Origin of the sequence: Salinisphaera japonica YTM-1 (genome assembly GCF_003788585.1) — a bacterium.
Classification (GTDB): Bacteria; Pseudomonadota; Gammaproteobacteria; order Nevskiales; family Salinisphaeraceae; genus Salinisphaera; species Salinisphaera japonica.
Genome location: NZ_AYKG01000069.1, coordinates 25,341 through 50,070 on the forward strand (window position 1 = coordinate 25,341; position 24,730 = coordinate 50,070).

Consider the following 24,730-nt stretch of genomic DNA (forward strand, 5'->3'; position numbering starts at 1 on the left):
GCGTCTAGTCGGCCTCATCCACGACTTGAAAACCCCACCGCTGAAAACGCTTGGCCGCTTCCGGCGCACTCAAAAACATTAAAAAACCGGCCGCCGCGGACGAATCCGCCTGGCGCGTCAACGCGGCCGGATAAATGATCGGGTCGTGCGTATCAGCGGGAAAACGCGCCACGACCTTCACGTCGTCTTCGGCCAGCGCGTCCGAGGCATAGACAATGCCCAGCGGTGCCTCGCCCCGGGCCACAAGTGCCAGGGCCGCGCGCACGTCCTCGGCCTGGGCGATCCGCTGCGACATGTCGTCCCAGGCGCCCAGATGTTGCAACGCCTGGCGGCCATAAATGCCGGCCGGCACGCTCTGGGTATCGGCCATGGCCAGATACCGGCCCTGTGGCAGGGCCGCGGCCAGATCCAACGGATTCGTCATCGCAATCTGCGTGCTCGAATCTGTTGGCGCCACGAGTACAAGCGCATTTCGCAGCAGATCACGCCGGGAATCGGCCCGGATCAGCCCATCCTTTTCCAGCTGATCCATCCAGCGCTCGTTGGCCGAGACATAGACATCGGCCGGGGCGCCCGCCTCGATCTGGCGGGCCAGCGTCGAGCTGCCGGCATAGCTGATCTTCAGATCGGTTTGCGGGTGATGTTTTTCATAGGCCGTGGCCACGTCGTCCATGGCGTTTTTCAGACTGGCCGCGGCAAAGACCGTGACCGACGTATCGTCGGCGGCCATGCCCGGCGTGGCCAGTAACGAGCAGAACAAGAACAGGCATAGGCTCTGTTGCCATTTCACACGAGTCCGCGCCAAGCGTTTCATAAAATTGACCAAGGGCGGCAAGACAGGACGCCGCCCGCCTGGCGTGTCATTCGGCGCAAGTGGGCTAGAACGCCGGACTGGCGACGTGTCGTTAATTGGGGGCGCTTGTTTCGAACAGAAGGGTCGGTCCGCCCATGAATAATGAAGATGGGCGCCCTGCCACTGGCGAATCTTGCTCGTGGCACGCCACGACGCTTCAACTCGCGCCTTGCACGACACACTGTGGACTCTCGACGAAAGTGGCGCTCGCGTGAAACGGCAACAGGCCCTGACGCATCAACACGCTGCATGAAAAACTCCCGGGGACGATGTCGTTATGTAGCTTAATACATAACGAGATGTGTTATCAGCCGAAAAACAAAGACGTTAGGCTCTAAACGCAAACCCGTGTCACAGGCTGTTTCACTCATGACGCAACGACTGCTTATTCCCTTGGTGGCTGCACTCGCCACCGTCGCCAGCCCCGGCGCGCTGGCGCAAAGCGACGAAACCTTTGATTCGTCCAGTGTCGCCAGCCCCGCCTCGGTCGGCGCCAACGGCGTTGTTGACGATACGCCCGAGGCGGGCCAAACCGAGGCGCCGCGCGCGCAGACAACGGTCGATCCCGAACGCAAGGCTGATCTCGATGCAGCCATGGCCGACGAGCAGGCCACGATGGACGACGACACGACATCAGCCGCATCCTCAGGTGAAAAAGCTCTGCCCGAAGCCGACGGCAGCGATTACGGCGCCAACGATTTCCGCGCGCCCGACGACTCGGAAATCGCCGCAGCGCAGGACAAGACGCGCCGTGACAAAGCCGCCGAGAGCGATACGCAAACGCCGGACGACGACACCGTGGGCGAGCAAAATGTTCCTGCCGGCAAGGACGTGGGCGACAACCTCGAAGAATCCGCCGAGAACAACGCGTATCGCCCGTTGGCCGAGGACAGTGACGCAAATGATCAAACCGATGACCCGGCCGATGATCCGAGCGACGACTCGGCCGAGCGCGAGTCCGATCGCAAGGCTCGCGCCGCGGAAATGACCGCGCCGCCCAGCCCGGACGAGATCGACACCGGCGATCATTAGCGGCTGTTGCCGTTTCGTACGAGTCCGCGCCAAGCGCTCCATGAATTGACCATGGGCGGGAAGACGGGCGTAGCCCGCTTGGCGTGACACTCTGCGCAAGCAGGCTAGAACTCGCGACTGCCGACGCTCCGGTATCTGCGGGCGCCTGTCCCGTTTGGTTGGACCCAAAATCTGGCCACGCGGCATTGCTCATCTTGATCGTGGCGCACCCAGCGACGCAGCTCTCGCCTTGCCTGGCCAGATATTGGGCACCAACGCGGCGCTCGTACGAGACGGCGATAGCCGCGAAGCGGTGATCCGCAATCCCGTGCAGTCCGCCTTCGGTTGAGTACAATCGAAGTCGTGGCCTTTCATCGTGCTTGTCATGTCCGACACCCCGTCTCAATCCAAGCCATCAAGCCAGGTGGTCAAACGTCATGGTTTGACCACGCGGCTGTGGCACTGGATCAACGCCGTGTGCCTGCTCGTTCTGCTCATGAGCGGGCTCCAGATCTTCAACGCGCACCCGTCGCTCTACTGGGGCAACGGCTCCGACTTCGATAACCCGATCATGACCATCGGTGCCCAGCTGGGCGACGACGGCGATCCGATGGGCTATATGGCGATCGCCGGCTGGCAGATCCCGACCACCGGCGTGCTTGGTTATTCCGGGCCCGAGGGCGCCAAACAGGCCCGTGCTTTTCCGGCCTGGGCCACCCTGCCCGATTCGCAGTGGCTCTCGCTGGGCCGACAATGGCATTTCACCGCGGCCTGGGTGTTCGGGTTGTTGCTGGTGGGCTATCTCGTCTATTCGATCATCAGCCGCCACCGACGACGCCTGATCGGCGTGCATCGCGGTGAGATGAGCCAGTTCGGCCATGCCGTGGCGGAGCACGCCAAACTGCGGTTTTCCCGGGTGCGTGACTACAACATCATCCAGAAGCTGACCTATCTGCTGGTGCTGGCGGTTCTGCTGCCGCTGATGGTGCTCACCGGGCTGACGATGGCGCCGGGTATTGACGCGGCCTGGCCGTGGTTGACCTATGTCTTTGGCGGCCGCCAGAGCGCGCGCACGATCCATTTCATATCGGCATTCTCGCTAATCGGCTTTTTCGTCGTGCACGTACTGCTGGTGCTCGTCTCGGGGCTGTTCAACAACATGCGGGCGATGACCACCGGCGGCTATCGTGTCGATACCCCGTCCACGAGCACCGACAAGGAGCGCGATCATGGCTGATCTGCCGATTCGACCCACCGATCGCCGCCGGCGCCGGCTGTTGGCCAGTCTTGGCGCGCTGGGCGCGGGCACACTGCTTTCCGGCTGCGACTGGACCAAAAGCCAGGGCGTACAGGATTTTCTGGGCCGCACCGAAGACCTGACGCAGGCCGCCATGCGCCTCGTTTCCTCACGCGAGGCACTGGCGCGGGAATACCCGACGAGTGCCATCGCCGACACCTTTCGGCCCAACGGCTCGATCCAGCCACAGACGGATGCCTACCAGGCGCTGGTCGACAACGATTTCGCCGATTACAAGCTGGCCATTCACGGCGAGGTCGCCAACCCGCAGGCGTTGTCGCTGGCCCAGCTCAAGGCAGCGCCCGCGCGCACGCAGATCACCCGGCATGACTGTGTCGAGGGCTGGTCGTGTATCGGCCAGTGGACCGGGGCCCGGCTTTCGGATCTGCTGGATCGGGCCCAGCCGACAGAAAACGCCAAATACGTGGTGTTTCACTGTGCCGATCATCTGCTGGGCGCCCCCGAGCCGTATTATGAAAGCCTCGACATGATCGAGGCCTATCATCCACAGACCATTCTGGCCTACGGGCTGAACGGAGCTGACCTGCCGGTGGCCAACGGCGCGCCCATTCGGCTGCGCGCCGAGCGCCAGCTGGGCTACAAGATGGCCAAGTACGTCATGGATATCGAGCTGGTGAACTCGTTCGCCGATATCCAGGGCGGCAAGGGCGGCTTCTGGGAAGACCGGGGCTACAACTGGTGGGCCGGTATATGAGCCAATTCACGATCACCCCATCCGCGCGGGCGGGCCGTCGTCGTCTGTTGAAAGGCGGTCTTGCCCTGTCGGTCCTGTCGCTCGGCGGTATCACCGGCTGTGCCCGGGCCGAGCCCAGCGGGCGCACCGCGGCCAATGCCAACACGCCCAGCGCGGCCGGCCCGGTCACGATCGCCGTCTACAACGATCAAGGCGCGCGGGTCGGGCTCAAAGATGTGGCACGCATCACCAAAAGCCCGGCGGCCTGGCAAGACCAGCTCTCAGAGCAGGCGTATCACATCACCCGCGAGTCCGGCACCGAGCGCCCTTACACCGGCCAGTATTACGACGCCCCGCCGAGCCACGGGTTGTATGCCTGTGTCTGCTGCGACACCGCGCTCTACGACAGCGATACGCAGTTCCACTCGGGCACCGGCTGGCCGAGCTTCTTCCAGCCCATCGACGATCACAACGTGACCGAGCACAGCGATCACAGCTTTGGCACGACCCGCACCGAGATCGCCTGTACCCGGTGCGCGGCCCATATCGGGCATGTGTTCGCCGACGGGCCCGAGCCCACGGGCCTGCGCTACTGCATGAACGCTGCTGCGATGGTGTTCCACCCTATCGGCTGAGCCATCGTCTGAGACGGCGCCTCGCCCGCCGGCCGGGCATCGACCGGCCCGGCCGATCACTGCGGCATACACCGGTCAAGCACCTCGCGTAGACTCGCGCGCATCCTGTCAGCCCATACCCGTGGCCAACGCCGCGGGTGCTCGTCATGTTTCGTTATTTCGAACGTCTGGTCGATCCCTTTCCCGATGACGACCGCACCCCGCCGGATACCAGCATGCCGCGTTTTGTGGCGTTCTATGCGCGCTCGGTCTGGAAACTGCTGCTGCTGACCGCGCTTCTGACCGCGGCCGCCTCGATCATCGAGGTCTCGCTCTACGGGTTTCTCGGCCATATCGTCGATTGGTTCTCCACCAGCGACCGCGAGCATTTCCTGGCCGACAACGCCTGGCAGCTGGCCGGCATGGCGGTGGTGGTGCTGGCCCTGTTGCCCGCCCTGGTTTTCGGCCAGGGCTTGACCACTTTTCAGGCCATGGCGCCCAACGTACCCATGCGGTTTCGCTGGCAGGTTCATCGCTGGCTGCTCGGCCAGTCCCTGTCTTATTTTCAGGACGACTTCGCCGGGCGCATCGCTTCCAAGATGATGCAGACCGCGCTGGCCATCCGCGAAGTGATGATGAAATTCGTGGACGTGCTGCTCTATGTCGCGGTCTATTTCGGCGGCGTGGTCATCATGGTGGCCGGCGCGGATCTGCGCCTGGCCCTGCCGTTTCTGGCCTGGCTGGTCGGCTATATCCTGCTGCTGAAGTATTTTCTGCCACGGCTGCAGTCCATCGCCGAGGCCCAGGCCAACGCCCGCGCCGAGATGACCGGGCGCGTGGTCGATGCCTATACCAATATCGGCACGGTCAAACTGTTTGCCCACACCGAGCGCGAGTCCGACTACGCGCGCGACTCGATGCAGGGCTTTCTGAGCACCGTCTACACCCAGATGCGGCGTATCAACGGCTTTTACGCCAGCCTGTATCTGTTGAATGCCGGTCTGCTGTTTTCGGTCACGGGCCTGGGCATCGTGTTCTGGAGCGATCGCGCCATCACCGCCGGGGCCGTGGCCACCGCCGTGGGCCTGGTGCTTCAGCTCAACGGCATGAGCCAGTGGATCATGTGGGAAGTCTCGAACCTGTTCGAGCATATCGGCACCATCCGCGACGGCATGGGCAGTTTCACCGCCAACCGCGCGATCACCGATGCCCCCGATACCCGCCCGCTGGCGGTTACCGACGGGGCGATCGATATCGAGAATATCGCCTTCCACTACGGCCGCGATGATGCCAGCGTCATCAGCGATTTCTCGCTGGCGATCCGGCCGGGCGAGAAGATCGGCCTGGTCGGGCGCTCCGGGGCCGGCAAGTCCACCCTGCTATCGCTGCTGCTGCGTTTCCACGAGCTGGAGGCCGGGCGTATCAGCATCGACGGGCAAGATGTGACCGCCGTCACCCAGTCGTCCCTGCGCGCCTCCATCGGCATGGTCACGCAGGATACCGCCCTGCTGCATCGTTCCATCGCCGACAACATCCGCTATGGCCGCCCCGATGCCAGCGAGGCCGATCTGTGGGCCGCCATCGAGGCCGCCCATGCCGGCTTCATCCGCGATCTGGTCGATAACAAGGGCCGGCGCGGGCTGGCGGCCCACGTGGGCGAGCGCGGCGTGAAGCTTTCCGGCGGCCAGCGCCAGCGCGTGGCTCTGGCCCGCGTGATGCTCAAGAACGCTCCGATCCTGTTGCTCGACGAGGCCACCGCCGCGCTGGATTCAGAAATCGAGGCCGCGATCACCGATAACCTGCACGCCGTCATGGCCGGCAAGACCGTGATCGCCGTGGCTCATCGGCTATCGACCATCGCTGCGCTCGACCGGCTCGTGGTCATCGACGAAGGCGCGATTGTCGAAACCGGCACCCACGACGAGCTGATCGCCGCCGACGGGCTTTATGCCAGGCTCTGGTCCATGCAGTCCGGCGGCTTCATCGGCGCTGACGTGACCGGCTAGCCGGCATGCCCGGCACAGCACGCGGGAACACTCGGCTGGCGTATACGTGGCTCTTGATCGCGACGCTCGCGTGGGGCCTGAACGCGGTCGTCGGCAAACTGGGCGTGGGTCATATCAGCCCCATGATCATGACCAGCCTGCGCTGGGCGATCGCGGCCGGCGTGGCTGTGCCGTTCGCCTGGCCCTATCTCGTGCGCGACTGGCCGGTGATCCGGCGCTATCCCGGGCGCCTGGCGGCCTACGGCGTGGTGGGCTTTGCCTGTTTCAACGCGGCCATGTACAGCGCGCTCAACCACACGGCGGCCGTCAATGTCGTCATCGAACAAGCCGGCGTGCCGGGCGTGATATTCGCGCTGAATTTTCTCGTGCTGCGCCAACGGGTACGCGCTGCCCAACTGGCCGGCTTCGCGCTGACACTGGCCGGCGTGGTGCTCATCGTCACCCACGGCGCGCCCGCGCGTATGCTGTCGCTCGATCTCAATCGCGGCGACGCGCTGATGCTGGTGGCCATCCTGTGCTACGGCGGCTTCACCGTGGCCCTGCGCGCCAAGCCAGACCTGCATCATGCCAGCTTCATCACCGTCATCTGTGCGGCTGCCGCCCTCGGCGCGCTGCCGTTTGTCGGCCTGGAATATGCCCAAGACGCGATCATCTGGCCCGATGCCACCGGCTGGGCGGTCGTGGTCTTTGCCGCCCTCGGCCCCGGGCTGATCGCCCAGGCGCTGTTCATCCACAGCAACGCGCTGATCGGCGCCAACCGCGCGGGCGTGTTCTTCAATCTCGTGCCGATCTTCGGCACGCTATTCGCTGTCCTGCTGCTCGGCGAACAGCTGGCCTGGTTTCATATCGCCGCGCTCGTCCTCGTGCTGGGCGGTATCGCCCTGGCCGAGCGCACCCAGCCCGCCGCGTCCTCACCCAAGGCTCGTCCGTGATGCTCGAACGCCTCATGCCCATCGCCTTCGTCGGCATCTGGTCCACCGGCTTCATCGTCGCCCGGCTCATCGCGCCTTACGCCGAGCCGTTGACGTTTCTGACCTGTCGTTACGTGCTGAGCGGCCTGGCCTTCGCCCTCATCGCCCGGGCTGTCGGTGCCCCCTGGCCCCGAACCGGCCGCGCCTGGGCCAATGCGCTCGTCGCCGGCGTGCTGCTGCAGGGCATCTATCTGGGCGGCGTGTTCTGGGCCGTGCGCCACGGCATGCCCGCGGGCATCGCCGCACTAATTGTCGGCCTGCAGCCCCTGGCCACCGCCATCCTGGCCTACCCGCTGCTCGGCGAGCGCGTCACGCGCGGCCAATGGCTCGGCACCGCACTGGGTCTCGCCGGCGCCGTGCTCGTATTGCTCCCCGGCATCACCGCCGGCCTGCACGCCGGCGTCGCACTCTGGCCGCTCGCCGTCGTCATCGCCGCCATGGCCGGCATCACACTCGGCACCCTCTGGCAAAAACACACCGCCACCGCGGCCGACATCCGCACCAACGCCGCCATCCAGTTCATCGGCGCAGCACTCGTCACCGCCCCCGTCGCCGCCATGCTGGAAACCGGCCACATCGCCCTCGTCTGGCAAACCGTCATCGGCCTGGCCTGGTCCGTGCTGGGCCTGTCCGTCGGCGCCATCTCCCTACTGCTCATCATGATCCACCGCGGCGCCGTTACCCGCGTGGCCAACCTGTTCTACCTCGTGCCCCCCGTCGTCGCCGTACTCGCCTGGCTGCTGTTCAACGAGGCGCTAAGCGCGATACAAATCACCGGCATGGCCATCGCCGCGGCCGGCGTGGCGCTCGCCAGCCGAGCCGGACGCTGAAACCCCGCCAAACGGATTACCGCCCGCGACCCTTTTTTCAACCGGCCGCCTATATCTTTGATAATCAATAAGTTAGCGAACGCGCTCAAAAAGGGTTATTCTGAGAAGAATAGCGATAGCTCTTTCAAAACATGGATTTATCGTTTTAATCTTCTAGTTCGCTGCCGCGTAGGCAGCTTAGAAAACGACAAAATATTTCGCGACGGGTCACTGCTCGTTCGCTGCCGCGTAGGCAGCTTAGAAAGAACCGGTATTTGCGCGCAGATGAGGTGGAGAGTTCGCTGCCGCGTAGGCAGCTTAGAAACTAGAGAGCATCGTCAGCAACTTTAGAGGTGAGTTCGCTGCCGCGTAGGCAGCTTAGAAATGATCGCCGTCTCGGTAATCGTGATGCTCACGGTTCGCTGCCGCGTAGGCAGCTTAGAAAAAGAACGCTTGCGGCTTTCTCGTCGCCCATCGGTTCGCTGCCGCGTAGGCAGCTTAGAAAGCTGGCAGGAATGTCGCTAATTGAATCCAGGCGTTCGCTGCCGCGTAGGCAGCTTAGAAAGCTGTATCTCGACACGTCAACGTATTCGCTGTGTTCGCTGCCGCGTAGGCAGCTTAGAAATGGACTGGGCGGGCGTGCTGACGCAGATGATCGTTCGCTGCCGCGTAGGCAGCTTAGAAAAACGTGATGGCGTATGCCGAGCTGGTGAGCGAGTTCGCTGCCGCGTAGGCAGCTTAGAAAAATCGCGGGTGGTGTATTTGTTACCGAGAGTAGTTCGCTGCCGCGTAGGCAGCTTAGAAAAAACCAAAGAGGCGGCCTGAGATGCAGTGCTCGTTCGCTGCCGCGTAGGCAGCTTAGAAAGCGCGCGCATGACGACAACGTCCACGACAAAAGTTCGCTGCCGCGTAGGCAGCTTAGAAAACTACGCAAATCTGTGCAGACCATGTGGTAGTGTTCGCTGCCGCGTAGGCAGCTTAGAAAACGATCAATGCCAAGCATGTCGGCGATGAACGGTTCGCTGCCGCGTAGGCAGCTTAGAAAGCGTCTCAGTCATCGCCCGCTGGGCGTAATGCGTTCGCTGCCGCGTAGGCAGCTTAGAAATCCGTGATCTGCACGACCAGCATGTCGCCGGGGTTCGCTGCCGCGTAGGCAGCTTAGAAATGATTATAGGTTCGGATCGCCTTACCGTTGGCGTTCGCTGCCGCGTAGGCAGCTTAGAAAAAAGAGATGGCCGAATCCCTCGAGCGCGAGCCGTTCGCTGCCGCGTAGGCAGCTTAGAAAGAGATCGGCGCGCTATCGATCGTGACCGTGCGGTTCGCTGCCGCGTAGGCAGCTTAGAAAACGCGCAAGTGGGCGGTCGTTACCCCGGCCGGGTTCGCTGCCGCGTAGGCAGCTTAGAAAACATTATCGCAAACCAACCGACGTGGCATAAGGTTCGCTGCCGCGTAGGCAGCTTAGAAATTTGTACAGCGGGGCATCGTCGAGCTTTGTTTCGTTCGCTGCCGCGTAGGCAGCTTAGAAAAACACGACCTGGGCTGATCTAGTCCAGCCTGCGTTCGCTGCCGCGTAGGCAGCTTAGAAAAATCGTTACCGGAGCGAGCACGGATACTCGTATGTTCGCTGCCGCGTAGGCAGCTTAGAAACGAAAGCGCTGATCGATCGGGTCATCGAGCAGGTTCGCTGCCGCGTAGGCAGCTTAGAAAAGCGTGCCGATGCGCGTCGCCAGGATATTGGCGTTCGCTGCCGCGTAGGCAGCTTAGAAACGTGGGCTGGCGATACGTGATGCTGTGCATGCGTTCGCTGCCGCGTAGGCAGCTTAGAAAGAAGCCCGCGATCACGCGGAATCGGCAGTCAAGTTCGCTGCCGCGTAGGCAGCTTAGAAAACGGGTTGCACGTTCGACGCATCAAACGCCTAGTTCGCTGCCGCGTAGGCAGCTTAGAAATGGGCGTGCGGGTCCATCTGGCCCGTGGTCAAGTTCGCTGCCGCGTAGGCAGCTTAGAAAAGCGCAATCTGACGCGAAGCCTCGTATCGCAAGTTCGCTGCCGCGTAGGCAGCTTAGAAAATGTAGCTATCGGCTGCGCGCTGCATCGTGTTGTTCGCTGCCGCGTAGGCAGCTTAGAAAAGCGCGCGGACGCCCGCCGGGCCATGTCCATCGTTCGCTGCCGCGTAGGCAGCTTAGAAAGCTGGCCTGAACCGCCCGGGCGTCAACGCCGAGTTCGCTGCCGCGTAGGCAGCTTAGAAATGAAACGCGTTGACCCAGCCGATGCCCGAATCGTTCGCTGCCGCGTAGGCAGCTTAGAAATGCATAACCTCCGCAAGTTAATCGAGCGAGAGGTTCGCTGCCGCGTAGGCAGCTTAGAAAATGTCATAGCTGAGATAGATCGAGTCAAACCGGTTCGCTGCCGCGTAGGCAGCTTAGAAAGCTTGGATTCTGTCATCGGAGCACTAGGCGGGGTTCGCTGCCGCGTAGGCAGCTTAGAAAAACTGGGCGCGCCACCACGAGCAGATGGCCGAGTTCGCTGCCGCGTAGGCAGCTTAGAAAGATCTCATCGATGAGATCAATGCGCTCAAGCAGTTCGCTGCCGCGTAGGCAGCTTAGAAATGCTTGAGCCGGTGTATGCCATCCAGATCGGCGTTCGCTGCCGCGTAGGCAGCTTAGAAATGCGCGGCACGCGATTGGACAAGGGCACCTACGTTCGCTGTCGCGTAGGCAGCTTAGAAAGTTGACGCGTTTCGCGAGATGTTGGTGCGCGGGTTCGCTGCCGCGTAGGCAGCTTAGAAAAGCGCCTCACTCTCGATGTGTAGGACTGCATGGTTCGCTGCCGCGTAAGCAGCTTAGAAAATCACAAAACACGAGATCGTGTCGTGCTCGAGGTTCGCTGCCGCGTAGGCAGCTTAGAAAGAGACGTGGGCCCGCTGGGCCCGTGACGCGATGTTCGCTGCCGCGTAGGCAGCTTAGAAATTCGCCGTACGACGCCGGCGGCCAGGGCCGGCGTTCGCTGCCGCGTAGGCAGCTTAGAAATCGATTGCCTGTGCAACAGCATCTCGCTCGGCGTTCGCTGCCGCGTAGGCAGCTTAGAAAATCGAAAAACTCGACGTTTGCGGACGAACTCCGTTCGCTGCCGCGTAGGCAGCTTAGAAAGACATGGCCGACTTCTGTACCTGCATTGTTGATGTTCGCTGCCGCGTAGGCAGCTTAGAAACAGACGCAGGACAAACTGGTCAACCCGCCAATGTTCGCTGCCGCGTAGGCAGCTTAGAAATGGTTGACGCGTGGCAGTGCTACTGCCGTACGGTTCGCTGCCGCGTAGGCAGCTTAGAAACGGCGAAACCGTCCACGAGCTGCTGGAGCGGGGTTCGCTGCCGCGTAGGCAGCTTAGAAAATCAGTGACGACCCAAACCGGAAAGCCGCAACGTTCGCTGCCGCGTAGGCAGCTTAGAAAGGCGATTCGTCGGCGCTGGCTTCGCCGGACGGGTTCGCTGCCGCGCAGGCAGCTTAGAAAAGACGAGGGCACGTAATTGACGGCTTCCTGAGGTTCGCTGCCGCGTAGGCAGCTCAAAAACCGCCGTGCCCCTCAATCTCGTCCTAGCTGAAGTTAGCTGCTTCAGCCTGGCGATTTGCGCAATGTTTTCCGGATATTTACGTTATTTATTTCGGGGGACACAAGTCGGGGGTTTGGCGTGGATGATCTGGCACCAGGCGATCTGAAAACGATACTGCATTCCAAGCGGGCCAATCTTTACTACTTGCAGTATTGCCGGGTGCTTGTGAAGGGCGGCCGTGTGTCCTATGTCACCGACGAAGGACGCGAATCGAAATACTGGAATATTCCGATCGCCAATACGACTTCGATGCTGTTGGGCACGGGCACGTCCATCACCCAGGCCGCCATGCGCGAGTTGGCCAAAGCCGGTGTGCTGGTCGGGTTTTGTGGTGGCGGCGGCACGCCGTTGTTTGCGGCCAATGAAGTAGATGTCGACGTGGCGTGGTTGTCGCCACAAAGCGAATATCGGCCAACGGCCTATTTACAGCAATGGGTGAGCTTCTGGTTCGACGACACACTCCGTTTAGCAGCGGCCAAAGCGTTTCAGACGCAGCGTTTGCAACAGATATCGACCCTATGGGCTGATGATCGCGGCCTGCGCCAGGCCGGCTTCAAGTGCGATTTGAAGACATTACAGGACGCGCTGGCTCGCAACGGCGACGACATCGAACACGCTGACAACACCACCGAGCTGTTAACGCTTGAAGCGCGCTTGACCAAGACCTTGTTCAAACTGGCCGTGGAAGCCACTGACTACGGCGAATTCACGCGGGCCAAGCGCGGCAGTGGCCTCGATCCGGCGAATCGGTTTCTCGATCACGGCAATTATCTGGCCTATGGCTTGGCCGCGACCTGTTGCTGGGTGCTGGGGTTGCCGCACGGCCTGGCCGTCCTGCATGGCAAGACACGCCGCGGCGGGCTGGTTTTTGATGTCGCCGATCTGATCAAGGATGCCGTGATTCTGCCGCAGGCGTTCATTTCCGCGGTCAACGGCGATGAGGAGCAGGCGTTTCGCCAGGCCTGTATCGAACGCCTGGCACAGGTCGAGGCGCTCGACGGCATGATCGAGACGGTACAAAACGTCGCCGACGATCTGGCAAGACGAGCCGCCAGCGCATGAACGTGCTGCTGGTATCGCAGTGCAACAAGAACGCACTGCGAGAGACGCGCCGCATACTCGACCAGTTCGCCGAGCGTCGCGGCGATCGCACATGGCAAACACCGATCACCAAGGCGGGGCTGGATACGCTACGCAAGATGCTGCGCAAAACAGCACGCAAGAACACGGCGGTGGCCTGCCACTGGATACGCGGGACGAATCACAGCGAGCTGCTCTGGGTAGTGGGCAACGCGGCGCGTTTCAATTCGCGGGGCGCGACACCGACGCACACAACGAAACGCAACGTCCTGCGCGCCCAGGACGAGAACAACTGGCACACCGGCGAAGACATCACCCTGCTCGCGATGATGAGCGGGCTAATGCATGACTTGGGTAAGGCGACTCTTGCGTTCAAGCAACGCTTGGACGGCCGTCTTACCGAGCGCAACCGCTTTCGCCATGAATGGGTTTCGCTACGTCTGTTTCTGGCGTTCGTCGGCAATGACGACGACGAGGCCTGGCTGACGCGACTACTCGATGCCGATAGTTACGACCTGATGGCTTGGACACGTACACCGGCGTTTCAACGCGACGGCCTGGATGCGAGCGATCCTTACCCGTTCCGCGGCTTGCCGCCTTTGGCGAAGGCAATCGCCTGGCTGATCGTATCCCACCACCGGCTACCGGTCGCGCCGGCTATGCAGGACGATGGGCAACAGGCGCGCTTGGGCAGCCGGGCAAAATCGTTTAACCCAGACTGGCTAGATGCGCCACTCGACGCTTTATCTCATACGTGGAACGAGCGACTGTCGCCGGGCGACGAAAGCGAGATCGCCCCCTACTGGGCGCTGGCCGGCGAGTTACCGGTCGCCAGTCAAGACTGGCGCAAGAAAGCCGCCCGGCTGGCCCGTCGCCTGCTCGAGCTTAAAAGCAAACACCGCGACGACTGGCACGAAAACCCTTACGTGCTACATCTGGCCCGACTGAGCCTGATGCTGGCAGACCACTATTATTCCAGCCTCGGTCTGGACGATAACGACCGGCCGGTACCCGCGCGGCGGGCTTTCGTGCATCCCAACTCTCCGCTGAAAGCGAATACGACCCGCAATCGCGCCGGGCGAGTCGTGGTCAACCAGAGCCTGGACGAGCACCTGTTGGGCGTGACGCACCACGCCGGCCAAATTGCCCATGCCCTACCGACACTCGAGCGCGATCTGGCGCGTATCGGCCGGCATCGGGGCCTGCGAAAACGTAGTGGCAAAGGCAAGTTTCAATGGCAGGATACGGCGTTCGATCAGGCAGTGGGGCTGCGCGAACGCGCGGCCCGCAACGGCGCTTTCATCATCAACATGGCGTCAACCGGCTGCGGCAAGACCCTGGCCAACGCCCGCCTGCTTTATGCTCTGGCTGATCCGCAACAAGGCATGCGGGCAACGTTCGCGCTCGGGTTACGCGCGCTGACCCAGCAAACCGGGCGCAGCTATCGTAAAGATCTGCACCTGAGCGATGACGAGCTGGCGATACGCGTGGGCGGCAGTGCGAGCCGCGCGCTATTTGCCTACTACGAGCGACTGGCCGAAGAAACGGGTTCGGCGTCTGTTCAACACCTGATCGACGAGGATGATCACGTGTTGTTCGGAGCATCCAACAACCAACACTCGCTGCTGACCTGGACCCACCACAACCCGAAAACCAAAAGCCTGATCGCCGCGCCGATGCTGGTCTGTACCGTGGATCATCTCGTGCCGGCCACCGAATCCCTGCGCGGCGGGCGCCAGATCGCGCCCATGCTGCGCCTGATGAGTAGCGATCTCGTGCTCGATGAGCTGGATGACTATGGCCTCGACGACCTGCCCGCCCTGACTCGGCTAGTGCAGTGGGCCGGCATGCTGGGCACGCGGGTCGTGCTGTCGTCAGCCACTTTGCCGCCCGATATGGTCGAGGGCATGTTTCTGGCCTATCAGGCCGGTCGACGTGACTACCAGCGCAATCGCGGCGCCGATGGACCGCATGCTGCGGCCGCCGATGTGCCCTGTCTTTGGGTCGACGAATTCGGCGTACAACAAAACGACTGCGGCCAAGCGTCAGCGTTCGCCAGCGCGCACGACGACTTCGTGCAACGCCGCGCCGACAAACTTCGGCAGAAGCCCACGCTGCGTCTCGGCGCGCTCTGGCCGCTCGATATCGCCGGCGCCCAGAAACGAGAACAAACACGCGCGGCCTTTGCGCAGCATGTGCGTGATGCCGCACTCGATCTCCACCACGACCATGCCACGCCGGTTCCGGCTAGCCACAAGCACGTCAGCTTCGGTCTGTTGCGCATGGCCAATATCGATCCGCTGTTCGATGTTGCCAAAACACTGTTTGAAATGGGCGCCCCCGAGGACACCCAGTTCCATCTGTGTGTCTATCACGCGCGTTTTCCGCTCGCACAACGCGCGGCCATCGAACAGCAGCTCGATACGGCCTTGAACCGCCGCGATGAAACCGCGGTTTTTAAGGATCCGGACATTCGCCGCGCGCTCGAACAGAGCACGGCCACCCATCATCTATTCATCGTGCTGGCCTCGCCGGTCTGTGAGGTGGGGCGTGACTGGGATGCCGACTGGGCCATCGCAGAGCCGTCTTCGATGCGCGCGCTGATTCAGCTCGCCGGCCGCGTACAACGCCACCGCCAGCAGCCAAACGGCCGCGCGAATCTAGTGATCTTCGACACTAATCTTCGGCATTTCGATAACAACCGTGGCCCTGACGGCAAGCCGGCAGCTATCTTCGTGCGACCGGGCTTCGAGCAAGAGCGCGTTGCAGCCAACCACCCCTTTCGATTGGTGGCGCATCGGCTCGGCAAGCTGATGCGCGCCGACGAATACCAGACGATCGATGCCTTACCACGCGTCGCACCGCGCCCGGCCGCTGAACGTCAACCCAAGACCCATCTGGTCGATCTAGAACATGTGCGCATGGCCGATACCATGCAGCCGATATCGGCCGACGCGACACGACGGCTGAACGCCGCCAGCGCTTGGCAATATCCCCAGTCCATGCTGACCGGCGTGCTCGCTCAGCAACAACCGTTTCGCGACAATACGATGCGGACCGTACAGCTGGTGCTGCTACCCGACGACGATGAGGCGGGTACACTTAGCCTGTATCGAGTCGAGGCGGATCCGGCTCGACGCGGCCAGAGCCTATATGTACCGGTTGAGAACAGCCAACGTGACAACATCGCCCTGTCATGCGGCCCACGCGTCGCGCCGTGGGGCGAGTTCGATCTCTACGGCCTGGTCGACGCCCAAGCCCGCGTGCACGACCTGACGCTGCATGTCGCCGCCTGTCGCTTCAGCCAGCTGGAAGCGCCAGACAGCGCGCAAGGCTGGCGCTACCACCCGTGGCTTGGGTTTTCGATATGGCGCGGGTAAAAGTCGCCGACGGCCCGGCCTGCGAGACAGGCGTGACCTTGTCCGGGATATTTCCGACAGGCGTGCACCACGGCGATGATGTCGACGCGCTCCGCCCCGACTTTGTAAACGATCAGGTAATTGGGATGCGCGACCAATTCACGCGTACCCACCACGCGGCCGCGCGGGTAGAGATCGGGGTACTGGGCCAGCGCAACGACAACGGCCTTAATGCGCTTCGTGAACTAACGCGCAGCCGGCGGGTTGTCTTCGGCGATGAACGCAACGATCTCGACGAGTTGCCTTCGAGCGGCTTCTCGCCAAACAACAGGCCGCATCAGCAGTTTTGGGGGCCTCGCTGCTCGGCGCGATCGACGATGGTCGCCATCTCCGCCATCACCTCGTCGTGCGCCACCGCCGGCCGGTCGTCCGCAAGCCCCAACCGAACCTGTTCACTCAGCCAGCAATCATGGCTTTCGGCCTCGGCTTCCGTGTCGAACTCGCTGACGCGAGGGTCCTGGGATTTCGGCATGGCGGCGCGTCTGTTGCTACTGAACAGTCTAAGCCAAAAAGTCTCTATATCAGGCTTGTCATTTCGAGCTGCGAAGCCTCTCACCCACCGAGGCTCGCAATATATCTGCCTACTCGGCAGCGAATCGTTTTACAAACAGTCTTCTGAGCTACCTGCGCGGTAGTGAGTGAGGAATCTTACAGCAGCCGATACGGTGCGAAAAAATCTGAATACTTACAGCAACCTGTATTACATACAGTGGATTGACATACGAATAGACGGAGCCTAGATTGTTAGGTGCCGCAGCTCGGGCCAACGAGCTACGGCAAATGCAACCGCCGATGAGCACCGGCTCCACAACATAAATCGCAGGAGGACAAGGACGTGAAAGACCGTCGCAGAAGAGCCTGATCAAACGAGACTCAGCTACTGACCATCAACCACGCCCCACGGCGGCGAGTTGCCGTGGGGATTCTATAGCCCGGGCCCACCAGGGTCCACCGGTTTGGGATTTCTATGTCCGAGACAACCGATCATCCGACCGGGACGGCCGCTCGACGTGATCGCTTTCGCCAAGCGATTGCCGATTTCATCGACGCGCGCCGTACCGCCAAGCTCAAAGGCCGCGAGGACGATACTGCGGCCGCTGCCAAATACGAATACGAAACCTGGCTGGCCAGCGCCGCCCGCCGCGTGGGCCAGATTCAGGCCGTTACCCACGTGCTCAAGGCCAGCCACCCCGACGCCCGCGGGTCCAGCCTCTATATACCGCCCACCGACCTGCCAACGCGTGACGAGATCGGCAGTCATTCCTTGGGGAGTGACTTCACCGACGACGTGGTCGGCAACGCCGCCGCTCTCGATGTCTTCAAGTTCCTGAAAGTCGAAGTTGACGGCCGGGCGCTATTGGACTGGGTCAAACAAGATGACCCTGATCTCAAGCATGCCCTGCACGCAGACGCTAACACCGCCGATGAGCGCATGCAGGCCTTCGGCAATCTCGTGCGCAGCGGAGCGCCCAGCTCGCACGCGCTGGCCAAACAGGTGTACTGGCTCATCGATGGCCGCCCCGACGACAACCGCAACTTCCACCTGCTACAGCCGCTGTTTTCCAGCGCCCTCGCCCATCGCGTGCATGCCGATATTCAGGCTGCCCGGTTTGGGGAAGAAAACAAGGCACTTCGGCAAGCCAAAAAGTCTGACAAGCCGCACGACGGAATATATCGGGACTATCGCCAGCTGGCCGTGAGAAAGCTCGGTGGCTCGAACACTCAAAACGTGTCCCAGCTAAACGCTGAACGCCGCGGCACCAATTATCTCTTCGCCTCACTGCCGCCAACGTGGTCGCGAATGCGCGCCATCACTTTGCTCGAGCTGGAATCTTCCACCCGCCAGTTCTTCTCTTTTGAAGGCGTTCGCGATCTGTTGCGCAGGCTCGTCCAGCTGCTCCAGTCAGATCCGAAACGGACAATGGAAACTCGCCAGAAGCGTGAAGCCATCGAACAGGCGTTGGGCGCGCGGTTGCCACTTTTCGCGGCCACGATTCGCGACCAACTCTCAGCGGGTTGGACGCGCGACCCAACCTGCGAGTTGCCGCTATGTGAACAGCTCTGGCTCGATCCGGATCGCCTCACTTTGAATAAGCGGCCAGCTGGCGAAGGCGGCGAGGCAGACCATGCCTTCGAACAGGCCTACCACTGGGGTGACTGGCCGGACGATGTCGCCGGCATTTTCGCGAACTGGCTCAACGAACAGCTGCGGCGTGTCGGCGTTACCTCGGTCGGCGATATGGAATACCGCCACTGGGCGCGACAGGCGATCGTCGATGCGGCCTGGCCGATTCCCATGCAACGACGCGCCCCAGAGGATCGATCATGAGCGACGCTCCGAACTTCACGCACCTGCTGGTACTGCCACGGCTGAACGTACAAAACGCCAACGCGATTTCGAGCCCGCTGACCCACGGCTTTCCTTCGATAACAGCTTTCATCGGGCTGATGTGGGCATTGGAACGCAAAACCCGGGCCGCCGGTCTGGATGTTGCTTTTCAGGGCATCGGCGTGGTTTGCCATCGGCATCAAGAACAAACCACGGAGGGCGGCTACACCAAGGCTTTTCATCTGACACGCAACCCGGCCGCCAAGGACGGCAGTACGGCAGCGATCGTCGAGGAAGGCCGGATTCATATCGAGGTCAGCCTGATCCTGGCCGTCACGAGCGACCGCTGGCAGCGCGACGCCAAGGCACAGCAAGACGATACCGAGACCATCCAGCAATTCATCGCGGCCATGCGCATTGCTGGCGGCTCTGTCATGCCGCCGGACAGTCCGTGGTTACCGCGGTACCAGCCACAAGTGGTCGACCTCACCGGCAACGAAGCCGATCGTCTCGATGCGTTTCGCAAACTCCGGCTGCGCCTGGTGCCCGGTTTCACCCTGGTCTCCCGCGACGATCTGATCACACAGCGTCACGACGCTTTGGCCGCCGAAGATGCCAACGCCACGCGCCTCGATGCCTGGCTTTCACTGTCCCGCATCAACTGGCGCTACAACGACGACGAACATAAGTGGCAACACGACCGGCGCGGTCTGGGCTGGGTCGTACCGATCCCCGTGGGCTACGGCGCACTCGGTGATGTCCACCCCGGCGGCGACGTCGTCAATGCACGCGACCCCGATACCCCGTTCCGATTCGCCGAAAGCCTGTACTCGATGGGGCAGTGGATCAGCCCACACCGCCTGGAACAGGCCGAACAACTGATCTGGTACGCACAAACACGCCCCGACGACGGCCTGTATCGCTGCTGCAACGACTACCGCCCCATCGACGACCCGTTCGAAGCGCTTTACGACTTCGACTGACGATCAACCGTATTCAAGGAGATATCAAAATGGCTAAAAACGACGCTCTCAAAACCGCTTCCGTCCTTGCTTTCGAACGCAAGCTCGACCCGTCAGATGCCGTGCTGCGGGCCGGTCGCTGGGCCGACCGTGAACAACACGCGCAATGGCTGGCCGTGCCGGTACGAGAAAAGTCCGTGCGCGGCACGATTTCGAATCGCCTCAAGACCAAGGACCAAGACCCGGCGAAACTCGACGCGGCCATCGAAAATCCCAATCTCCAAACCGTCGACGTCGCGGCCCTGCCGCACGATGCCGATACGCTGGCCGTGCATTTCACTCTGCGCGTACTCGCCGGTGCCGGTATTCCTTCGGCCTGCAACAACGCTGACTACCAAGACAAGCTCAAACAGACCGTCGCCGGCTATGTCAGTGAACACGGCTTTGGCGAGCTGGCACACCGCTATGCCTGCAATCTCGCCAACGGGCGTTTTCTATGGCGCAACCGTCTCAAGGCCGACGAGATCGAAATCGTCGTCTCGCAAACCAAAGCGGGCAAGGTCGAACAACAATGGACCTTCAACGCCCTGGCGCATTCGCTGCGCGATTTTCAGGGTAATGAGGAAACGCGTGAACTCGGCCAAGTGATCGACGCTGCCCTGGCAGGCGACGATTATCTCCTGCTCGACGTCGTTGCCTTTGCGCGTATCGGCGGCGGCCAGGAAGTCTTTCCATCTCAGGAATTGATTCTGGAACGAACCCGCGGCGATAAGAGCAAAACACTCTATTACATCGGCAATAAAGACAACGCCGCAATCCACTCACAGAAGCTCGGCAACGCCTTGCGCACCATCGATACCTGGTACCCCGCAGCGGACGACGGTGCCGATCTCGGTCCAATCGCGGTCGAACCCTATGGCTCGGTGACCACGCAAGGCGCCGCTTATCGCCAGCCAAAGGAGAAGAAGGATTTCTACAACCTGCTGGATCGCTGGCTTTTGAAAGACGAAACGCCGTCCGCAGCAAATCAGCATTTCGTCATGGCCACCCTCATCCGTGGCGGCGTATTCGGCGATGCGGGGTAAGCAATGGACCACTACATTGACATCCATATACGCCCGGACCCCGACTTTCCCGCGCCCATGCTCATGGGCGCGCTTTACGCCAAGCTGCATCGGGCGCTACACGATCTAGACGCCCAGGACATCGGCATCAGCCTGCCCGACCACAAAACCGGCGCACGGGCTCGCACGCCAGGGCAACGGCTTCGGCTGCACAGCACGCAGGATAGGCTGAACACGCTGATGGCCATGTCCTGGCTGAACGGCATGCGCGATCATTTGACGGTGGAGGCGGTAAAACCTGTGCCGCCAGACGCCCGGCATCGTACGGTCAGGCGCCGACAGTTCAATACCGGCGGGCCCAGCCGCATACGTCGCTACGCCAAACGTCATGGCGTATCCGAACACCATGCACGAAGCCTTATGGCTGGCCCAGCGGATCGGAAAATCACCCTGCCCTTCATCCAGATCGCGAGTCGCTCAACCGGTGAACGCTTTGCCCTGTTCATAGAGCACGGCAACCTGCAGCGCGAACCAGTCGATGGCACATTCAATCACTACGGCCTCAGCCAGCAGGCCACCATCCCATGGTTCTGACCCTTTTTTCCGACGGCTATTTACCCGTCGGAAAATCAACAACTTATATAGGCACCATAAAAAAGGGTAACTCACCGTGATTCAATCGATTCTCCCTTGGAAACAGGGCGTTAAGAGGATATAGCGCTAGTTCGCTGCCGCGCAGGCAGCTCAGAAAGACAGCGTCACGATCAACGTCGGCGACACCAGGTTCGCTGCCGCGCAGGCAGCTCAGAAAATACATCGCACCATAGGAACTGTCAATGCCAAGTTCGCTGCCGCGCAGGCAGCTCAGAAAGTGCGTTGTTCGAGATCAAAGGACGGCACAGCGTTCGCTGCCGCGCAGGCAGCTCAGAAAGTACAGATCCTGATCATTCGCGTATGCCGTGAGTTCGCTGCCGCGCAGGCAGCTCAGAAAAACAACACGCGACGCAGCAGCGAGGCATCGGAGTTCGCTGCCGCGCAGGCAGCTCAGAAATCGATCGCCGTGATCTTGGTGTCGCAGATGATGTTCGCTGCCGCGCAGGCAGCTCAGAAAAACGTGGATATCGAGTCATGAGCAGCATCAACGTTCGCTGCCGCGCAGGCAGCTCAGAAAACTGATCGTACGGCCGGTGTTTCGGTCCATGCGTTCGCTGCCGCGCAGGCAGCTCAGAAAGAGATCCAGGCAACACACCGGACGCGCCTGGAGGTTCGCTGCCGCGCAGGCAGCTCAGAAATGGCATACCGTCCACTGCCCACTGCCGCCAGAGTTCGCTGCCGCGCAGGCAGCTCAGAAAATAGCGCTACAACGCACGCTCTTGCCCTGCGTGTTCGCTGCCGCGCAGGCAGCTCAGAAAGATCGGGACAGCTTCGTCACCGTCGTGTAAATGTTCGCTGCCGCGCAGGCAGCTCAGAAAGTCTGGCCGGCTGTTGGGCTCGAAATACTGCGTGTTCGCTGCCGCGCAGGCAGCTCAGAAAGTCCGGCAGCTCGGTGCTCACGTAGCCGAGGAGTTCGCTGCCGCGCAGGCAGCTCAGAAATTCGTGGCCGACCTTCGCGCCGCTGCGCCGCCGTTCGCTGCCGCGCAGGCAGCTCAGAAACTTGTGATCGAGCGCTCGGGATCCACGGCCGTGTTCGCTGCCGCGCAGGCAGCTCAGAAAATCCTCGGGCCTCCGGGGCTGGATCAAGGAAAGTTCGCTGCCGCGCAGGCAGCTCAGAAAAGCTGGGTGAGCAGTTCTGGCCGACGCGCGATGTTCGCTGCCGCGCAGGCAGCTCAGAAAACCACCGCTGCCACCAGCCGCTGGTTTGCAACGTTCGCTGCCGCGCAGGCAGCTCAGAAAATCGACGAGCCGGGTTTCTTCCCGCCGTCGAAGTTCGCTGCCGCGCAGGCAGCTCAGAAAAGAACAAGCGCGACGGCCCCATCGGCCCGGCGGTTCGCTGCCGCGCAGGCAGCTCAGAAAGTGGGTGGCTTGCATGGTGGAAGCGCGACAGCGTTCGCTGCCGCGCAGGCAGCTCAGAAAAGGGCCACGACCTCGCGCGCCAGCCGGTCGATGTTCGCTGCCGCGCAGGCAGCTCAGAAAGGTACGGATTCGCCTGTATCGCGGTGCCATACGTTCGCTGCCGCGCAGGCAGCTCAGAAAATCCAGCCGGGCCGGGTGCTGGATATGGATCGGTTCGCTGCCGCGCAGGCAGCTCAGAAAGCTGACAGCCCAAGCGGTGGCTGATCGTGCCCGTTCGCTGCCGCGCAGGCAGCTCAGAAATGTACGAGCTGCAAGGCCGCGACGTAGAGCTAGTTCGCTGCCGCGCAGGCAGCTCAGAAAATAGCTCGGGCGGAACACATCAACCTTGCAAGGTTCGCTGCCGCGCAGGCAGCTCAGAAAAACACGCACCGGCATAAAACGCCTGGCGCCTGGTTCGCTGCCGCGCAGGCAGCTCAGAAAACGAGTCATCCATGTAGCGCTTGTCGCGCTCGGTTCGCTGCCGCGCAGGCAGCTCAGAAACAGCCGTCTCGTTCGGCGATGTTGGTCATGGCGTTCGCTGCCGCGCAGGCAGCTCAGAAAAGCGGGCGATCGCTCGGATGCTACGCCCGGTCGTTCGCTGCCGCGCAGGCAGCTCAGAAAGCTTTACGGCTCGCTCGTCGCGGCTCATGGCGGTTCGCTGCCGCGCAGGCAGCTCAGAAATCGATACGGCTCATCGTGACATCGGCGCCGAGGTTCGCTGCCGCGCAGGCAGCTCAGAAAGGAAAGCTGAAAGCCGAGGGCGTGCGCGCCAGGTTCGCTGCGGCGTAGGTAGTTCGTAAACCGATGATGTATCGGATGTCGGCCGGCCAGCTATTTACAGTTGCGTACACAGCTTGGAAATGGAAGGCAGTTACGATAGGCCTAACCGATTTGGGTGCTGTGCCGCATAAAGCGCGAGGGCGCACTACGCCCTCTCAGGAGAGTCGGCGGTCGCACGGGCAGGTAGAAAATCGTTGCCGTTTATTTCGACCGGGGTGCGGGCCGCTTGTTGAGGGCCCAAAGATTTTAAAGCGGCTGAGTCGCTCAGCCGTTGTCCGATTCCGCATCGCCGCGTCCGAGGGCCAGGCCGACGGAGACGGTCAGGGCTTGGGCGAGGCACATAGAGGCGGTCAGGGAGCGGAAGTTATGGAGTTCGGCGTCGTGTATTTCCAGGCATACGGTGGCGTGGGCGGCTACGGGGCTCAGGGGGCTGTCGGTGAGCACGACGATCGGGACGTTGTGCTCATCGGCGCGACGGATGACGTCGGCGGTTTCTTCGGCGTAGGGATGGAAGGACACGGCGAACAGGACGTCGGCGGCGTTCATGCGCACGGCCTGTTGGCCGAGCATGCCGCCCAGGCCGTCGAGCAGAACGGCATCGGCATCGATCTGGCCGAGTGCGTAGGCCATGTAGGCCACGACGGGAAACGAGCGACGCTGACCGCAGAGGTAGATGCGCTGTGCGCCGGCCAGGCACTGGGCGGCACGCTCGAGTGTGGCGGGCGCAATGTCTGCAGCCAGGTGTTCGAGTGAGATGCGATTGGCCTGGCAGAACTGGCGCAAGACGCCTTGCGGCGTAACGGACTCGGTGGCGTTTTCTTCATCGCGGCGCAGGCGGCGCAGGCGCTCGCTGTAGCTGGATGCGCTTTCGGCCAGGCGGGTCTGATACACGCGCTGGAGCTCGGAGAAGCCGGAGTAGCCGAAGGCTTTGGCGAAACGGATGATGGCCGAGGGCTGTACGCCGGCGCGCTCGGCGATGGTGGCGGTGGTTTCCAGGGCCATGTCGTTGGGGTGGTCGACGGCGAACTGTGCGATCTGTTGCAGGCGCTTACTGAGATTCTTGTAGTCGGCCAGGATCCGGCGTTGCAGCTCGCCGGGGGTTTCGGGCGCTTGGGTCTCCATCGCGGACGGTACTCATGCGGTTGTCGTCAGCTGCGCGCCGATCATGTCGCCGCGCAGCT

At 62.0% G+C, this 24,730-nt stretch carries 17 protein-coding genes and 2 CRISPR repeat arrays; of the genes, 13 read left to right on the forward strand and 4 right to left on the reverse strand.

Going from position 1 to position 24,730, the window contains the following annotated elements; all coding sequences use genetic code 11:
- Positions 1-4: 4 nt before the first annotated feature.
- Complete coding sequence (gene modA / locus SAJA_RS14805) at positions 5-814, reverse strand: molybdate ABC transporter substrate-binding protein (protein ID WP_123659445.1); 810 nt, start codon at positions 812-814, stop codon at positions 5-7.
- Positions 815-1,222: 408 nt separating this feature from the next.
- Between modA and SAJA_RS14810 the strand changes: the two genes are divergently transcribed.
- The 9 genes from SAJA_RS14810 to cas3f all read left to right on the forward strand — a co-directional run bounded on the left by SAJA_RS14810 (position 1,223) and on the right by cas3f (position 16,323).
- Positions 1,223-1,885, forward strand: coding sequence for a hypothetical protein (locus tag SAJA_RS14810; protein ID WP_123659446.1), 663 nt, complete (start codon positions 1,223-1,225; stop codon positions 1,883-1,885).
- Between the two features lie 364 nt (positions 1,886-2,249).
- Positions 2,250-3,101 (forward strand): cytochrome b/b6 domain-containing protein, encoded by an 852-nt coding sequence (locus SAJA_RS14815; protein WP_123659447.1) that lies wholly within the window; start codon positions 2,250-2,252, stop codon positions 3,099-3,101.
- Entirely contained in the window at positions 3,094-3,876 is a 783-nt protein-coding gene (locus SAJA_RS14820; RefSeq protein ID WP_123659448.1) for a molybdopterin-binding protein, read from the forward strand. The genes SAJA_RS14815 and SAJA_RS14820 overlap by 8 nt, the downstream gene beginning before the upstream one ends.
- On the forward strand, positions 3,873-4,490 hold the full coding sequence (gene msrB / locus SAJA_RS15410; RefSeq protein ID WP_123659449.1) for a peptide-methionine (R)-S-oxide reductase MsrB: 618 nt from the start codon (positions 3,873-3,875) through the stop codon (positions 4,488-4,490). The genes SAJA_RS14820 and msrB overlap by 4 nt, the downstream gene beginning before the upstream one ends.
- 146 nt (positions 4,491-4,636) lie before the next feature.
- A complete protein-coding gene (locus SAJA_RS14830) occupies positions 4,637-6,475 on the forward strand; it encodes an ABC transporter ATP-binding protein (protein ID WP_123659450.1) in 1,839 nt (612 codons plus the stop codon).
- A gap of 5 nt (positions 6,476-6,480) precedes the next feature.
- The gene (locus tag SAJA_RS14835) at positions 6,481-7,407 is read left to right on the forward strand and encodes a DMT family transporter (RefSeq protein WP_123659451.1); all 927 of its coding nucleotides are present in this window, start codon (positions 6,481-6,483) and stop codon (positions 7,405-7,407) included.
- On the forward strand, positions 7,407-8,276 hold the full coding sequence (locus SAJA_RS14840; RefSeq protein ID WP_123659452.1) for a DMT family transporter: 870 nt from the start codon (positions 7,407-7,409) through the stop codon (positions 8,274-8,276). The genes SAJA_RS14835 and SAJA_RS14840 overlap by 1 nt, the downstream gene beginning before the upstream one ends.
- Before the next feature lie 156 nt (positions 8,277-8,432).
- A CRISPR array of direct repeats spans positions 8,433-11,823; the repeat unit is 28 nt; unit sequence GTTCGCTGCCGCGTAGGCAGCTTAGAAA.
- Between the two features lie 118 nt (positions 11,824-11,941).
- Complete coding sequence (gene cas1f, locus SAJA_RS14845) at positions 11,942-12,925, forward strand: type I-F CRISPR-associated endonuclease Cas1f (protein WP_123659453.1); 984 nt, start codon at positions 11,942-11,944, stop codon at positions 12,923-12,925.
- Positions 12,922-16,323, forward strand: coding sequence for a type I-F CRISPR-associated helicase Cas3f (gene cas3f, locus SAJA_RS14850; RefSeq protein ID WP_123659454.1), 3,402 nt, complete (start codon positions 12,922-12,924; stop codon positions 16,321-16,323). The genes cas1f and cas3f overlap by 4 nt, the downstream gene beginning before the upstream one ends.
- Here cas3f and SAJA_RS15575 read toward each other — a convergent pair.
- Together SAJA_RS15575 and relB are read right to left on the reverse strand one after the other, a co-directional pair.
- Positions 16,284-16,535, reverse strand: coding sequence for a type II toxin-antitoxin system RelE/ParE family toxin (locus SAJA_RS15575; RefSeq protein ID WP_221180279.1), 252 nt, complete (start codon positions 16,533-16,535; stop codon positions 16,284-16,286). The genes cas3f and SAJA_RS15575 overlap by 40 nt on opposite strands.
- Positions 16,536-16,639: 104 nt before the next feature.
- Positions 16,640-16,834 (reverse strand): type II toxin-antitoxin system RelB family antitoxin, encoded by a 195-nt coding sequence (relB, locus tag SAJA_RS14860; RefSeq protein ID WP_123659455.1) that lies wholly within the window; start codon positions 16,832-16,834, stop codon positions 16,640-16,642.
- Between the two features lie 495 nt (positions 16,835-17,329).
- Here relB and csy1 point away from each other — a divergent pair, with 495 nt between their 5' ends.
- Genes csy1 through cas6f form a run of 4 tightly spaced genes read left to right on the forward strand, consistent with a single transcriptional unit; the run spans position 17,330 to position 21,311 of the window.
- Positions 17,330-18,691 carry a type I-F CRISPR-associated protein Csy1 gene (gene csy1 / locus SAJA_RS14865; protein ID WP_123659456.1) on the forward strand — a complete coding sequence of 454 codons (1,362 nt, stop codon included), beginning with the start codon at positions 17,330-17,332 and terminating at the stop codon, positions 18,689-18,691.
- Positions 18,688-19,674, forward strand: a complete 987-nt coding sequence (gene csy2, locus SAJA_RS14870; RefSeq protein WP_123659457.1) for a type I-F CRISPR-associated protein Csy2 — start codon at positions 18,688-18,690, stop codon at positions 19,672-19,674. The genes csy1 and csy2 overlap by 4 nt, the downstream gene beginning before the upstream one ends.
- Before the next feature lie 29 nt (positions 19,675-19,703).
- Positions 19,704-20,738 carry a type I-F CRISPR-associated protein Csy3 gene (gene csy3 / locus SAJA_RS14875; protein WP_123659458.1) on the forward strand — a complete coding sequence of 345 codons (1,035 nt, stop codon included), beginning with the start codon at positions 19,704-19,706 and terminating at the stop codon, positions 20,736-20,738.
- 3 nt (positions 20,739-20,741) lie between these two features.
- Positions 20,742-21,311, forward strand: a complete 570-nt coding sequence (cas6f, locus tag SAJA_RS14880; RefSeq protein ID WP_123659459.1) for a type I-F CRISPR-associated endoribonuclease Cas6/Csy4 — start codon at positions 20,742-20,744, stop codon at positions 21,309-21,311.
- A gap of 129 nt (positions 21,312-21,440) precedes the next feature.
- A CRISPR array of direct repeats spans positions 21,441-23,510; the repeat unit is 28 nt; unit sequence GTTCGCTGCCGCGCAGGCAGCTCAGAAA.
- Positions 23,511-23,813: 303 nt separating this feature from the next.
- Here cas6f and SAJA_RS14885 read toward each other — a convergent pair.
- The gene (locus tag SAJA_RS14885) at positions 23,814-24,671 is read right to left on the reverse strand and encodes a MurR/RpiR family transcriptional regulator (RefSeq protein WP_123659460.1); all 858 of its coding nucleotides are present in this window, start codon (positions 24,669-24,671) and stop codon (positions 23,814-23,816) included.
- Positions 24,672-24,730: the final 59 nt, after the last annotated feature.

What these genes read in the sequence shown, in the direction of transcription:
- SAJA_RS14810 (WP_123659446.1), top strand. Translation starts at nt 1,223, where the DNA reads ATGACGCAACGACTGCTTATTCCCTTGGTGGCTGCACTCGCCACCGTC.
- SAJA_RS14835 (WP_123659451.1), top strand. Translation starts at nt 6,481, where the DNA reads ATGCCCGGCACAGCACGCGGGAACACTCGGCTGGCGTATACGTGGCTC.
- modA (WP_123659445.1), bottom strand. Translation starts at nt 814, where the DNA reads ATGAAACGCTTGGCGCGGACTCGTGTGAAATGGCAACAGAGCCTATGC.
- SAJA_RS14820 (WP_123659448.1), top strand. Translation starts at nt 3,094, where the DNA reads ATGGCTGATCTGCCGATTCGACCCACCGATCGCCGCCGGCGCCGGCTG.
- csy3 (WP_123659458.1), top strand. Translation starts at nt 19,704, where the DNA reads ATGGCTAAAAACGACGCTCTCAAAACCGCTTCCGTCCTTGCTTTCGAA.
- SAJA_RS14885 (WP_123659460.1), bottom strand. Translation starts at nt 24,671, where the DNA reads ATGGAGACCCAAGCGCCCGAAACCCCCGGCGAGCTGCAACGCCGGATC.
- cas6f (WP_123659459.1), top strand. Translation starts at nt 20,742, where the DNA reads ATGGACCACTACATTGACATCCATATACGCCCGGACCCCGACTTTCCC.
- msrB (WP_123659449.1), top strand. Translation starts at nt 3,873, where the DNA reads ATGAGCCAATTCACGATCACCCCATCCGCGCGGGCGGGCCGTCGTCGT.
- csy1 (WP_123659456.1), top strand. Translation starts at nt 17,330, where the DNA reads ATGTCCGAGACAACCGATCATCCGACCGGGACGGCCGCTCGACGTGAT.
- SAJA_RS14840 (WP_123659452.1), top strand. Translation starts at nt 7,407, where the DNA reads ATGCTCGAACGCCTCATGCCCATCGCCTTCGTCGGCATCTGGTCCACC.
- relB (WP_123659455.1), bottom strand. Translation starts at nt 16,834, where the DNA reads ATGCCGAAATCCCAGGACCCTCGCGTCAGCGAGTTCGACACGGAAGCC.
- SAJA_RS14815 (WP_123659447.1), top strand. Translation starts at nt 2,250, where the DNA reads ATGTCCGACACCCCGTCTCAATCCAAGCCATCAAGCCAGGTGGTCAAA.
- csy2 (WP_123659457.1), top strand. Translation starts at nt 18,688, where the DNA reads ATGAGCGACGCTCCGAACTTCACGCACCTGCTGGTACTGCCACGGCTG.
- cas3f (WP_123659454.1), top strand. Translation starts at nt 12,922, where the DNA reads ATGAACGTGCTGCTGGTATCGCAGTGCAACAAGAACGCACTGCGAGAG.
- SAJA_RS14830 (WP_123659450.1), top strand. Translation starts at nt 4,637, where the DNA reads ATGTTTCGTTATTTCGAACGTCTGGTCGATCCCTTTCCCGATGACGAC.